General features: G+C 50.5%; 12 protein-coding genes. 1 reads left to right on the forward strand and 11 read right to left on the reverse strand.

The genetic code is table 11. The annotated features are described in order from the left end of the window. Genes R2083_RS03030 through R2083_RS03040 form a run of 3 tightly spaced genes read right to left on the reverse strand, consistent with a single transcriptional unit; the run spans position 1 to position 2,823 of the window. A complete protein-coding gene (locus R2083_RS03030) occupies positions 1-1,113 on the reverse strand; it encodes a spermidine/putrescine ABC transporter substrate-binding protein (RefSeq protein WP_317537461.1) in 1,113 nt (370 codons plus the stop codon). Positions 1,114-1,118: 5 nt separating this feature from the next. Beyond that, positions 1,119-1,922, reverse strand: a complete 804-nt coding sequence (locus R2083_RS03035) for an ABC transporter permease (RefSeq protein WP_317530019.1) — start codon at positions 1,920-1,922, stop codon at positions 1,119-1,121. A gap of 4 nt (positions 1,923-1,926) precedes the next feature. After that, complete coding sequence (locus R2083_RS03040; protein ID WP_317537462.1) at positions 1,927-2,823, reverse strand: ABC transporter permease; 897 nt, start codon at positions 2,821-2,823, stop codon at positions 1,927-1,929. 227 nt (positions 2,824-3,050) lie between these two features. Between R2083_RS03040 and R2083_RS03045 the strand changes: the two genes are divergently transcribed. Beyond that, positions 3,051-3,626 carry a class I SAM-dependent methyltransferase gene (locus R2083_RS03045; RefSeq protein WP_317537463.1) on the forward strand — a complete coding sequence of 192 codons (576 nt, stop codon included), beginning with the start codon at positions 3,051-3,053 and terminating at the stop codon, positions 3,624-3,626. A gap of 74 nt (positions 3,627-3,700) precedes the next feature. On the opposite strand, the gene R2083_RS03050 is transcribed toward R2083_RS03045, so the two are convergent. From R2083_RS03050 to R2083_RS03085, 8 genes are all read right to left on the reverse strand, one after another. After that, complete coding sequence (locus R2083_RS03050; protein WP_317537464.1) at positions 3,701-4,786, reverse strand: ABC transporter ATP-binding protein; 1,086 nt, start codon at positions 4,784-4,786, stop codon at positions 3,701-3,703. Between the two features lie 164 nt (positions 4,787-4,950). Beyond that, positions 4,951-5,931: a fatty acid desaturase family protein gene (locus R2083_RS03055; RefSeq protein ID WP_317537465.1), complete on the reverse strand. Its 981-nt coding sequence runs from the start codon at positions 5,929-5,931 to the stop codon at positions 4,951-4,953. A 277-nt stretch (positions 5,932-6,208) separates the two neighbouring features. Beyond that, positions 6,209-7,723, reverse strand: a complete 1,515-nt coding sequence (ubiB, locus tag R2083_RS03060; protein WP_317530024.1) for a ubiquinone biosynthesis regulatory protein kinase UbiB — start codon at positions 7,721-7,723, stop codon at positions 6,209-6,211. Between the two features lie 93 nt (positions 7,724-7,816). Continuing rightward, positions 7,817-8,404, reverse strand: coding sequence for an SCP2 domain-containing protein (locus tag R2083_RS03065; protein WP_317537466.1), 588 nt, complete (start codon positions 8,402-8,404; stop codon positions 7,817-7,819). A gap of 138 nt (positions 8,405-8,542) precedes the next feature. Next, positions 8,543-11,791: a type I restriction endonuclease subunit R gene (locus R2083_RS03070; protein ID WP_317537467.1), complete on the reverse strand. Its 3,249-nt coding sequence runs from the start codon at positions 11,789-11,791 to the stop codon at positions 8,543-8,545. Continuing rightward, on the reverse strand, positions 11,784-12,158 hold the full coding sequence (locus tag R2083_RS03075) for a type II toxin-antitoxin system VapC family toxin (protein ID WP_317537468.1): 375 nt from the start codon (positions 12,156-12,158) through the stop codon (positions 11,784-11,786). The genes R2083_RS03070 and R2083_RS03075 overlap by 8 nt, the downstream gene beginning before the upstream one ends. 8 nt (positions 12,159-12,166) lie before the next feature. Continuing rightward, positions 12,167-12,361: a type II toxin-antitoxin system VapB family antitoxin gene (locus R2083_RS03080; protein ID WP_317537469.1), complete on the reverse strand. Its 195-nt coding sequence runs from the start codon at positions 12,359-12,361 to the stop codon at positions 12,167-12,169. Between the two features lie 78 nt (positions 12,362-12,439). Further along, positions 12,440-12,979 carry a transposase gene (locus tag R2083_RS03085; RefSeq protein WP_317537470.1) on the reverse strand — a complete coding sequence of 180 codons (540 nt, stop codon included), beginning with the start codon at positions 12,977-12,979 and terminating at the stop codon, positions 12,440-12,442. Positions 12,980-13,006: the final 27 nt, after the last annotated feature.

A 13,006-nucleotide genomic window follows, 5' to 3' on the forward strand; every position in this document is an offset into this window, starting at 1 on the left:
TTAACGCAATTTTATTTCCGTCCACATACGGCTGAGCACCCGGCGTTGTTTGTGATCCAGATCCGTGATCATCTCCAGCCGCGATAACGTATCCTCGTCCGGAAATATCACTTTATTGTGCACTAATTCCGGCTTGATGAATGACTTGGCTTCGCGGTTAGGATTGCCAGACCCGATCAAGTTGGTCAGTTCGGCGGAATTTTTGCCATCGAGCATGAAATTAATAAATTGATGTGCTAAGTCAGTATGTTTTCCGCTTTTATGCAGCACCATGCTATCCAGCGACATGACCGCGCCTTGCTTGGGAATGGCATAATCGATGGTGAAATGCCGTCCGGTTTTTTGCGCATCCATGGCCGCCTGAAATAAATCGTTCGAATAACCGTGCACCACCCATAAATCGCCGATGGCGATTTCGCGGATGTAACTGGTGTTACTGAATGCAGCCCAGTAAGGTTTGACGCGGATGATCAGTTCCTTGGCTTGATTCCAATGCGCCTCATCTTGATCGTTCGCGGCATAACCTAGGTATAACAACGCCGCCGCCATCAACTCGCGCGGACTGTCCAGCACGGTCACGCGCCCTTTTATTTTCTGCAGGTATTCCGGTTCGAAGATAACGGCCCAGGTATCCACCGGCAAACCCAGTTCGCGCATTTTGTGGGCATTGAATCCCAGTAATGTCAGCGTGTAAGCATACGGAACGGAATAGCGATTGTCCGGGTCGAAGCGTGTCTTCAGGTAAGCGGGATGAATGTTTTTCAGGTTCGGCAGCAATGCTTTATCCAGCGGAATCAGAACGCCTTGGCGTATCAGGGTATCCAGGGCGTTGCCGGTTGGTACGATCAAATCATAGCCAGTCGCGCCCGCAGCGAGTTTGGCGAGCATTTCCTCATTGTCGGAAAAATAATCTTGTTCGACGCGGCAATCGCATTGCGCTTCAAAGCGCTCGATCGTTTCCGGCGCGATGTAATTGTTCCAGTTGAATAGTTGCAGGACGCGCGCAGCCGCTTGATCGTGCACGGCATCGTCTGATTGCGGCGCGCATCCGGCTACCACGACGAAGAATAATGTCACACTCAAACGAACCCAACGCGGCAACGAATCGATCATGACGATTAGGATTTGCCCAGCATGCTGTTATCGAAGCGCGTGGCGATGATAATCAGCGTTAATGTCAGCAGCATCAATAAAGTGGAGACGGCGTTCACTTCCGGCGTGACCGCCACTTTGATCATCGTATAGATTTGGATCGGCAGAATCGGATCACCCACGCCTTTAGTGAAGAAGGTGATGACGAAATCGTCGATCGATAGCGTGAACGACATTAATGCACCCGCGATGATGGCAGGTCTGATCAGTGGCAGCGTGATTTGCCGGAAAGTCTGCCACGGTGTTGCGCCCAGGTCCCGGGCCGCTTCAAAAATGGATTCATCCATGCCCTGCAAGCGTGCGCGTACGATAATTGCGACAAATCCAATGCAAAAAGTCGTATGGGCGATGATGATGGAGAGCATGCCCAGCGTCAGGTTGAGCACTTGCAGAAAAAACAGCAGCAATGAAACGCCCAGCAGGATTTCCGGCATAGCCACCGGGGTAAAGGCTAGAACCGGCAATACTTTGAGTTTGTAGCGATGAATCGCCAAACCGGCCATGGTGCCCAGCACGGTGGCAAGAAAACTGGCGCTGACCGCGATGATCAATGAATTACGCGCGGCTTCCAGCATTTCATGATTGTGCAATAACGCTTTGTACCAATGAAATGTAAATCCCACCCACTCGGCATTGAGCTTCGAATCGTTGAATGAAAATACAACCACAATGATCAACGGAATGTACAAAAAGGCATACACCAGAATCGAGACGATCCACAAAGCGGTCAGGCGGTGCGATGAGGATTGTTTTGCACGAAAATTAGGCATGGCTTTATGTAATTCGGGTGACCGGTTTGGCAAGCCAGGAAAATAATCCGGCGATGCCCAGTACCGCCAGCGTCAGCATGATGGAAAGCGTCGAACCGAACGGCCAATCGCGCGTGCCGAGAAATTGATCCTTGATGAGGTTGCCGATCATGATATCGCCCGTTCCACCCAGAATGTCGGGAATGGCGAACATGCCGAGAACGGGAATGAAAACCAGCGCCGACCCGGAAAATATGCCGGGCAGCGACTGCGGCCAGGTGACATACCGGAAGCGCTGCCAGCGGTTTGCGCCGAGATCCTGCGCGGCATCCAGCAGAATGGGGTCGTGTTTTTCCAGATTGGTGTACAACGGCAGGATCATGAACGGTAAGTGCACGTAAATCATCCCGATCAGAACCGCGAACGGAGAAAACAGCAGGGTGACCGGCGCCATGCCGAAAACTGCCAGTACGCTGTTGATCATGTGACTGAGCGCGGATTCCGGGCCGAGGATGATCATCCAGGCATAAATACGGATCAGAAAATTACTGGCGAACGGCAGCACCACCAGCATGATCATCAAGTTACGGAATTTCTTCCCGCTGCGGGCGATCAACAACGCCAGCGGATAAGCCATGGCGATGCAAATGACTGTGGTGAAGGCGGCTACTGTGAACGATTTGAGGAATATCTCGAAGTAGATGAAATCGCTGAAGAAAAATCGATACGTTTCAACCGTCAAGCCGGAATCTTCGACTGTATTTCCCGGCAGGATATGAACCGGCGCCAGTCCGCCAAATTCACCTGGCAGGCGGAATGAAGTAAAGATCATGATCAAACTCGGCGCGGCAAAGAATATCAGCAAGAAAGCGAGCGGCGGTGCGCTGATGAGCCATTTCACGAGGCGGCTGGATGTTTGCATGTTTTTAATTGGGCTATTGATCCAGTGGAATGCAGCTTGAAGTTTCCGTGCGATTATTTTACACCAGGGTCATGAAAGGGATTTTTAATTAATATAGGCATCGATTCGATGTACAGCGACCTGGCCGGTACATTTTTTGGTATAAAACGCATTTATTTTTCCCCTATACTTAGACCCCGTGAAAACTTATCAATCAATTGACGTGAATCCCATCAAAGGAAAAGAAAATGCCATTTAGCTATAGTAATCAGCTCAGCACAATCGTTGGTTTCGCTGAGCAGCAGAATCCGGAATCAATTCTCGATATTGGCATTGGAATGGGACAGTATGGATTTTTGCTGCGCACAAATTTGGAAAATGTAAATCTTTTTGAAATTGACGGTTCAAATGGACGCCAACGCAGTAGGGATCAATGGAAGATTAGAATCGACGGGATTGAAGGTTTTGCAGGCTATATTACTCCGGTGCACGAGTATTCATACACCAATTTGTTCATCGGCGAGGCGCTGAAATTGCTGCCGACGCTAGGGGATAAAATTTACGACTTAGTGCTTGCCATCGATATTCTGGAGCATTTTGATAAAGAGCAGGGTGTCATTTTTCTAAAAGAATGCCGGCGGGTATGCAAGGGTTCTGTCCTGATCAGCACGCCGAAGGAATTTATTGAACAAGAAGTCCAGGCAAATCCCCTGGAGAATCATCGATCGCATTGGACTGAGGAGGATTTGAAGCTTTGTGGTTTCGATCATTTTTTACCGAATCCATTGAGCCTGATTGCGATCGCAAACAATAAGAGCGAATAGTATCGCGGCCGATGCAATCCGGCTTGCGCAGAATCCTGTTTCTTTTGCTTGCAAGGAATAAACCCGGAATTGGGTCAATCAGGCAAAAATTGCGCGGATTGTTCTTGCCAGCTGATAACTACGGAATCGCCGATGTCAAAAAGCTTGGCATGACCCGGTACGGAATTGGGAAGCAATGCTTCGATCAATGTGCCGTTGGCCAGTGCGATGATATACGTGGTGACATCGCCGATATACAGGAAATCCTTTATTTTTCCGAGTAATTGCGATTCAACCGCTGTCTCCGGGGATTGTGCAACGATCCGGACTTGTTCTGGACGCACGGCGAAAACACCTTGATCGCCCGCTTTGACTTGGCCGCTGAACGGCACCATGACTTCTCCCAGTCCTGTCACTGTTAATTTTAAATCCGAAGCGGAAACCTCGATCACCCGGGCACTCAGCAGATTGATCTTACCAATGAAATCGGCCACGAAGCGGTTGACTGGGAAATTGTAAATCCGGGATGGTTCGTCGATCTGTTCGATTCTGCCTTGATTCATCACGGCAATGCGATGCGACAACGCCAAGGCTTCGTTCTGAGCGTGCGTGACATAAATGAACGTGACACCGGCGTTGGCTTGCAAATTGATCAGCTCGCGTTGCATGTTTTCCCGCAACTTTTCGTCCAGAGCGCCCAATGGTTCATCCAGCAATAATAGCCGCGGTTGATTGATGAGCCCCCGGGCAAATGCCACGCGTTGTTTTTGCCCGCCGGATAATTCATGCGGGTAACGATCGGCGAATGGAGTCAGCTCGACTTCCGCCAAAGTATCGGCCACCCGGGTTTTAATTTCCGCCGGTGTTTTACCCGCCATTTTCAGCGGAAATCCGATATTGCTGGCAACCGTCATATGAGGGAATAAGGCGTAGCTCTGGAAAACGGTATGAAACGGGCGTTGCTCCGGCGGTAAGCTGACGATGTCTTCACCGTCCAGCAGAATTTTCCCGCCGTCGGGCGCGTCGAACCCAGCGATCATGCGTAACAATGTCGTTTTGCCGCAACCGGACGGGCCCAGCAGCGTAAAGAATTCACCGGCTTTAATGGCTATGCTGATGTTATCGACGGCAGTGAATTGTCCAAACCGCTTGATCACATTCCGGATTTCGAGCAGTGCCATTACGTTTCCCGGTGAGAAAACTGATACTTTATCAAAGTTTATTGCCGTGCTGAATGTATAAATTCAATGGCCGATCGTGCTGGTTAAATTGATGGAGCATGTACCAAACCTGCCAGCATTGGGCTGTTATTCCTGATCACAGGGATCGGGAATAATTAAATCGATTAATTATTTAGAGATGTGCCAGTGGGAGCGGATGGTGAATCAGCATCTGCTGATGTAGTGTTCCGTTTTTCATTGCGTACGATATTCCGTCTCAAACTTTCCGGTCCATTGATCATGGCATCCAAGAAAACCGCACAGTAGCTTTTATCGATAATGGCATTCTGGCGGTTAATTTCCGGCAGCATGAGCACATGCAGTTTCTGAAGGTTGTACCAAGGTACCGCAGGGTATACGTGATGCCCGATGTGATAATTAATATTGTTCCAGAACCATGAATTCATCGGATTGCTGATAATGGTGCGGGTACCGGCAAGCTGACCGGCATTCCAGGGCGTTCCATAGTGTTCCGCCACAAAACGGACGCTATTGAAAAATCCAAAGAAAATGAGCGGCCAGAACCATAGTGCGAAAACCTCAGCCGCAATTCCCTGACTGCTGGCCCATTCAAAAATACTGACGGTAATCATCGCATGCAGCGCTATTTCGCTCCAATGCGCGAGGGCTTTCGCGCCCCGTAATTTTTGGATGGGAAAAATAATAACGAACTGGATGGCTGTCAGCAGTACGCCAATGACGGCATAGGCATAAAAGAGAATGTGATCACCGATCCCTCGCTTGCCCATCGTGAATGCATCCGGATCTTTAGCGGAACGGTTAAAACGATGATGAAGAAGGTGATCTTCTTTGAAAGCGGTGAATGAAATGACCAGCGGTATCATGGTGAAAACGCCGAATACCCAATTCTTCCACTTGGCCTTAAACAGCACGCTGTGTGTGCAATCATGCATAAAAGTCACGATGCCCATCTGCATGTAACCCATCGCCAGATAACAAAGCCAAACGATGGACCAATGCGGGGCTTGCCAGGCGATGATACCGAGCCCTATCCATATGCCGTAAAACAGAGGAATTTTTAGGTTGGGTTGCCAGCGATGCTGATAGAGTGCTTTCAGCTCGGCTTTATCAATAGAATTTGCCATAGCGATGCAGGGACTGTAACACAGTAATGGCCCGGAAACCCTGTATCTTGAAAATAAACTTACAAATCCAGATTTTAGTACGTGATTTGTTTAATGATTATGGCGAACCGGGGGAGAGCAGGAAGGAGGAGGGACGTCCGTGTATACTATTTTTGCGGTCAGACTCCGGTGTCTGGAATTTCCGGGTGTGCTATAAATTTTTTGTTTTCGTCACAGGGCGTGGAACAGGTTACGAATTGAGGCGATATCGTTGGGCTTGGATTAATGGCGTTTGTGATTATTGAAATATCTGCCAAGCCAGCAATCCTGCCAATAAGATTGCGATAAGCGCCAGCAAGCGGTTTTGCCGTTTCTCTTCAATGACCAGATCGGTCATTCTTTTTTCCAGTTCGTGATTGCGGTTCTCGGACAGCATCTGATGGACCAGGCGGGGAAATTCCGGCAGGATGACAGCCCAGTTGGGTGCTTCTTTTTGTACCCGGCTGGCAAATCCGCGCAAGCCGATTTGTTCCGACATCCAATTTTCCAGGAAAGGTTTCGCTGTTTTCCACAGATCCAGATTCGGATCCAGGTCGCGCCCCAGGCCTTCGATATTGAGCAGGGTTTTTTGCAGCAGTACCAATTGCGGCTGGATTTCGACATTGAATTGCCGCGAGGCCTGGAATAATTGCAGCAGTACCCGTCCGAACGAAATTTCTTTCAACGGTTTGTCAAAAATCGGTTCACAGACAGCCCGAACAGCGGATTCGAAATCGTCTACCCGGGTATCCTTAGGCGCCCATCCGGCCTCGACGTGCGCTTGCGCAACACGCGCGTAATCACGGCGGAAAAAAGCCAGGAAATTCTGTGCCAGATAATTTTTGTCTTCATCGCTGAGCGTTCCCATAATGCCGAAGTCGACCGCAATGTAGCGGCCATCCTTGCCGACAAAGATGTTTCCCGGGTGCATATCGGCATGGAAATAACCATCGCGGAATACCTGGGTGAAGAATATTTCCACGCCAACGCGCGCCAGTTGCGGGATATCGGTGCCTTGCGCGATTAATTCGTCGACATGGCTGATCGGAATGCCTTTGACGCGTTCCATCACCATCACGCTGTTGCGGCAGTAATCCCAATACACTTCGGGCACCAGTAACAGTGGAGAATCCAGGAAATTGCGGCGTAACTGGCTGCAATTGGCCGCTTCGCGCATCAGATCCAGTTCGTCATCTAGGTGCCGGGCGAATTCCGACACGACTTGACGCAATTTCAAGCGTTTGCCGTCGGACCATAGCGCTTCAGCCAGCCAGGCGCCGGTGTCCATCAACGCAATGTCATGGGCAATGACTTCTGCGAGATTGGGACGCAATATTTTAACAGCGACTTCGGTGCCGTCATGCAACACCGCCAGATGAACTTGCGCGACCGATGCGCTGGCGATGGGTGTCGAATCAAACTTGAAAAAAACTTCTTCAACCTTCTGGCCGTATTCTTTTTCCAAGATGGTAAATACCAAGTCGGAAGCAAAAGGCGGCACCTGATCCTGAAGCTTGGCCAGTTCGTCGGCGATATCCTGCGGTAATATATCGCGCCGGGTCGACAGCATTTGACCGAATTTCACGAAAATCGGGCCTAACGTCGCCAAAGCCAGCCGTAACCTTACGCCGCGTGGTTTATCCAGATTCCGCCAGAAGGTTAATGTCTTGACAATGACGCGCAGGAATCTTAGCCGGCTATGGCTCAGGACAAATTCGTCCAATCCGAATTGGAACGCGACGTATTGAATTTTTAGGAGGCGGAATAGGCGCATGGATGATGAGAAAACGGTGGTGAGAGAAGCCTGGCGGGGCCGTTAAAACAACGCCAATGGATTGTTATTCATGTCTGATGGTTTTTCAATGTCTTAGATGTTTTGCCGGGTAAGCCGGTTTAATCGTTGTTCCAATTGCTCGGCATCGAATTGCAAGTTTTGCACTTCTTGTGCAAAGTATTCGATAGCCGCGGGTTTTGTCAGAAAACCGCTTTCCTCGGTCCAATATTCAGCAAGTGCCTGCGACAAGCGCTCAACATTTTCAACCGGCCATCGTATGAGATGCTCGCTTGCTTGCCCGACACGATGGGCGGGAATGTCACCGATCGTTTTGCTCAGATCCTGCTCAAAAATGACACGAAGATCGATTTGCTTGCCAATCGCGATCAATTCATCCGCCAGTGATTGGTCGCCGGTAATGGCGATCGAATCGAATGCGCTTGTTTCCCGTGTCAGCAACTTGGACACAATCAACGGTGAAAAAGTAAGCGTCGCGTCTGCGCATATAGCGTTGCTGGCTTGTTGCATTTCTCCTGATGCGTCGATGAGCACACTGAAGTTAACCAACGGCGGCACCCGGATACCGATCGTTTTGCCGGTAAAAGTTTGCAATCGCTCGCATGCCCACCGCTCACTGCGTAAAACATGATTGATAGACGTGGTTACAACGGATGTCAGCATTATATTTAACGTTAGAAGATTGTAATAAGCGGAATAAAAGAAAAAGCCCCGGTTATTTCTTCCACCCTTACAACAGGCTCTCGAGTATAGCACTATAACCGCTATCCATTATACCGGTCTGCATGTCTTCCTGCATGCTCAGGCTGTTGCCAGCTCATGGGCAATCATCGCAGCCTGCTTCAACACCCTTTCAGTCGCCAGCAATTGCATATCCGGCGGGTAACCGAATTGGCGCAGCGTGCGTTTCACGATCACTTTCAGCTTGGCTTTCACGCTTTCCTTGATGGTCCAGTCGATGGAAGCATTTTGGCGCACGCGCTGGGTTAATACGATGGCCAGTTCGCGTAACTGGTCGTTTTGCATCAGCTCGCGGGCGCTATCGTTACTGGCGACGGCAGTGTAAAAGGCATACTCAAAGGTGGATAAATCAAGTTTGCCGGCTTCCTTATCAGACGCAACGATTTCCTTGCTGATCTTGATCAGCTCCTCGATCACTTCGGCAGCAGTCAGAATTTTGTTGTGATATTTCTTGATGGCGTTTTCCAGCATTTCCATCAACGAACGGCTTTGCATCAGATTGATTTTGGTACGCACTGTCAGCTCATCGTTGAGCAGTTTTTTCAGCACTTCCAACGCGACATTCTTATGCTGATAATCTCTGAGTTCGGCCAGGAAGTCTTCGGACAGGATGGAAATATCGGGTTTCTTGATTCCGGCGGCATCGAAGATATCAATCACTTGTTCCGATACCAAAGCCCGGTCAATGACTTGCCGGATGGTGGTTTCGATGTCTTCATCGGTTTTGCCGCCGCTGCTGTCGAATTTGGCCAAGCGCGCTTTCACCGCCTGAAAGAAAGCTACTTCCTCTTTCACATCCAGTGCTTGTTCATGCGGGATGGCGATGGCAAACGCCTGAGACAGTGCGGTCACTTCATTGATGTAGTGCTTCTTGCCGTCGTCCAAGCCGAGAATATGATCCTCAGCTGCCAGGATTAAAGCTAGTTTTCTCGAAGTATCGGCCGCAAAATAATCTTCATACGCAAAGCCGTGGTACATCGCCGCTACCAATTCGAGTTTCTCCAGCATGAGCTGTACCGCCTGCTCCTGCAGCAAGGCCGGATCGCCTTTGCCGCCCGCATCGGAATAGAATGACAACGCTTCTTTCAAGTCCGACGCGATGCCGAGATAATCCACCACCAATCCGCCGGGCTTGTCGCCATAAACACGATTCACCCGAGCGATCGCTTGCATCAGGTTGTGGCCTTTCATGGGTTTGTCGATGTACAGCGTGTGCATGCCGGGCGCATCGAACCCGGTCAGCCACATGTCGCGCACGATCACCAGTTTCAGTTCGTCGCTGTTGTCCTTCATGCGCTCGGCCAGTAGCTTGCGTTGCTGCTTGGTAGTGTGGTGTTGCGCCATGACCGGGCCGTCGGAGGAAGCCGCCGTCATCACGACCTTGATCACACCTTTGTTCAGATCATCGGCATGCCAATCCGGGCGCAGCTTGACGATCTCACTATACAGATCGGCGGCAATGCGGCGCGACATGCACACGATCATGCCCTTACCGGCAAACACTTCCTGCCGTGCTTCAAAATGACTCACCAGATCCTGCGCGATGTTCCGGATGCGCCGCTCGCTGCCGATCAGCGCTTCCATTTGCGTCCATTTGGCTTTGGCTTTCTGCGTATCGGTCAGTTCGTCCTGATCCAACTCATCATCCAATTCCTTGATCAGTTTCCGGCCTTCCTCGCTCAACGCGACTTTTGCCAAGCGGCTTTCGTAGTAGATGCGCACCGTAGCGCCGTCTTCCACCGCCTGGGCAATATCGTAAATGTCCACATAATGGCCAAACACAGCGGGGGTATTGACGTCGGTCTTTTCAATCGGCGTGCCGGTAAAACCCAGATAAGTGGCATTCGGCAGCGCATCGCGCAGATACTTGGCAAAACCGTACACCGTTTTCTTGCCGATCACTTCACCACTGGCATTCTTGTCGTCCACCGTTTTGGCCGAGAATCCGTATTGCGTGCGGTGCGCTTCATCGGCAATCACCACGATGTTGCCGCGATCCGAAAGCTCTTCATACACGTTGCCTTCCTCTGGCTGGAATTTCTGGATCGTGGTGAAAATCACGCCACCGGAGGCGACACGCAACAGTTCTTTCAATTGCTGGCGGTTTTCTACCTGCCTGGGTTCTTGCCGCAGCAATTGTTTGCACGCGGCAAAAGTATCGAACAGTTGATCATCCAGATCGTTGCGGTCGGTAATGACGACAATCGTGGGATTATTCAGCGCCAGCACGATCTTGCCGGTATAAAACACCATCGACAGCGACTTGCCGCTGCCTTGCGTGTGCCATACCACACCGGCTTTTTTGTCTCCCCTGGGCTGCTGCGTCACATCCGGCAACCCATAACTGGCCGGGCTTTGCATGACTCTGGATGAGCTCATATCGGCGGCGCGCAAGGTGGAAGCCACGGCGGCATTTACCGCATAATATTGGTGGTAGGCGGCAATCTTTTTCACCGTATTGATGCTGATCACACCGGTTTTGGGGTCTTCTTTCTTGGATTGCTCGAATACCACAAAATGCCGCACCAGATCGAGCAAGGTTCTTTTGTTCAGCATGCCATTGATCAGGGTTTCCAATTCAACCCGTGGGGGCAAATATTGTTGGGGCAAATGATTATTTGCCCCTACCACACCATGCATGGCCCCGACATCATCGGGAATCTTCCACGTCATAAAACGGCTGAATCCCGCCGACAACGAACCGGCTTTGGCTTCCAATCCATCCGAAATCACCAGCAAGGCGTTGTAGGTAAACAAACTAGGAATGCTGCGTTTATAGGTTTCCAGTTGCCGGAATGCGGATTGGATGCTGGCGTTCTCATCGGCGGCATTTTTGAGCTCGATCACCACCAGCGGCATGCCATTCACAAACACCACCAGATCCGGACGCTTGTTCAGGTTGTTTTCGATCACGGTGAACTGGCTGGCCACGGCAAATTCGTTATGGCCGGGGTTGTCGAAATCAATCAGCCAGACGATATCTCCGCGCTCATTGCCTTCGTGCTGAGTGCTGACTTTGACGCCTTCGGTCAGCAGGCGGTGGAAGGTTTCATTGTTAGTCAGTAATTCGGGCGAGTGAATGCGCTCAACCTCTTTCAAGGCAGCCTGTAATACTGTAGCCGTCATACCTGGGTTGATGCGTTGCAACGCTTTGCTTAAACGGCCGATGAGCAGTACCTCGTCATAGCGGGTGCGTTCCGGCTGATCTCCGTCGGGCGCGATATCGGGCGCATAAATAGCACTGTAACCGAGCTGTTCGAATAGTTGAATTGCTAGTGCTTCAATGGCGGATTCGGTGAGTTTAGACATCGTGAACCGGTGCTGCCAAATTAAGCCGTAACGCAGCCGCCAGAAGCCGCTTATCCTGTGTCCACAACCGGGTATGGCCGGATAACCGTGTGGAAGCCAGCAAATGCGCGTCGATCAATCCGATGCCCAAATCATATAAAGCATGTTTTTCGATGAACACATTCACTTCATCGGTAAAAGCAACGGGGGCCTGGGGCAGGTTATCCAGTGCGGCCAGAATGGTTTCACGCTGGCGCAAATTGCCCAGCGCCAGTTCGCCACGAACAAAGGGATGACCTAATACGCTGTTTCCGGTCAGCAGGCGGACTAAATGCGGATCGTTATTGCGCAGATGGTTAATCCAGACCGAGGTGTCGACCAGAATCATTCCGGCGGTTATTCGCTGGTTTGCCGGCGAGGGATGATTTCCAACTGCGCTTCGGTACCGCCCAAATTGGCCAGCCTTTTGGCACTCTCGCGCTCGATCAGGGCTTTCAAGGCTTCTTTAACCAAGGCGGATTTTTCCTGAACGTGGGTCAGGGCTTGCGCTTTTTCCAGTAATTCGTCATCCAATACGATGGTGGTTCTCATGGCTTTCCTCCGGATACGTCATCGAATGATGCACTTTGTTGTGCACGAAGACAAGTAGGGGCCAATAATCATTGGCCCTTATACATAATAAGTATCGACTTCCCAGCGCTGCGGATTGGTTTGAATATATTCCGCGATTTTCAGGTAAGCATCCTCGTTGCGGATAATGTGCTCATAATAATTGCGCTGCCAAACCGCATGAATATCGGTATTGGCGCGAAACCACCGGGTAACGCCAATTTTGAATCCCCTCACCATCGATCCAATCGTGCGGGATGTGCCATGTTGTAATGGCCGGGGTGTTTTTTTGGATGGTTGGGGCAAATAATCATTTGCCCCTACGTTATTTACCCCAACGGTAATAATTCCATGCACATGATTGGGCATCACCACGAATTCATCCAATGTGACCTGCGGAAAATGCTCGGGTATCGCACACCAGCATTTTTCAACGATCTGCCCCGCTGTATTCAACGCCATAAACCCATCAACAATTTCCCCAAACAACGGCGCCCGGTTATGGGTGCAAACGGTAATGAAATAGGCTCCAGCCTGTGAATAATCATAACCTTGCAATCGAATCGATTTGCGCCGATGGATGGTTGGATTGTAGGTCATGGTGTTCTTTTATGCGGTGTTGTTGGG

The sequence above is a fragment of the Nitrosomonas sp. Is35 genome, assembly GCF_033063295.1.
Classification (GTDB): Bacteria; Pseudomonadota; Gammaproteobacteria; order Burkholderiales; family Nitrosomonadaceae; genus Nitrosomonas.

Excerpts from the sequence above, each read along its gene's own strand:
- R2083_RS03030 (WP_317537461.1), bottom strand. The coding sequence starts at position 1,113 with ATGATCGATTCGTTGCCGCGTTGGGTTCGTTTGAGTGTGACATTATTC.
- R2083_RS03035 (WP_317530019.1), bottom strand. The coding sequence starts at position 1,922 with ATGCCTAATTTTCGTGCAAAACAATCCTCATCGCACCGCCTGACCGCT.
- R2083_RS03040 (WP_317537462.1), bottom strand. The coding sequence starts at position 2,823 with ATGCAAACATCCAGCCGCCTCGTGAAATGGCTCATCAGCGCACCGCCG.
- R2083_RS03045 (WP_317537463.1), top strand. The coding sequence starts at position 3,051 with ATGCCATTTAGCTATAGTAATCAGCTCAGCACAATCGTTGGTTTCGCT.
- R2083_RS03050 (WP_317537464.1), bottom strand. The coding sequence starts at position 4,786 with ATGGCACTGCTCGAAATCCGGAATGTGATCAAGCGGTTTGGACAATTC.
- R2083_RS03055 (WP_317537465.1), bottom strand. The coding sequence starts at position 5,931 with ATGGCAAATTCTATTGATAAAGCCGAGCTGAAAGCACTCTATCAGCAT.
- ubiB (WP_317530024.1), bottom strand. The coding sequence starts at position 7,723 with ATGCGCCTATTCCGCCTCCTAAAAATTCAATACGTCGCGTTCCAATTC.
- R2083_RS03065 (WP_317537466.1), bottom strand. The coding sequence starts at position 8,404 with ATGCTGACATCCGTTGTAACCACGTCTATCAATCATGTTTTACGCAGT.
- R2083_RS03070 (WP_317537467.1), bottom strand. The coding sequence starts at position 11,791 with ATGTCTAAACTCACCGAATCCGCCATTGAAGCACTAGCAATTCAACTA.
- R2083_RS03075 (WP_317537468.1), bottom strand. The coding sequence starts at position 12,158 with ATGATTCTGGTCGACACCTCGGTCTGGATTAACCATCTGCGCAATAAC.
- R2083_RS03080 (WP_317537469.1), bottom strand. The coding sequence starts at position 12,361 with ATGAGAACCACCATCGTATTGGATGACGAATTACTGGAAAAAGCGCAA.
- R2083_RS03085 (WP_317537470.1), bottom strand. The coding sequence starts at position 12,979 with ATGACCTACAATCCAACCATCCATCGGCGCAAATCGATTCGATTGCAA.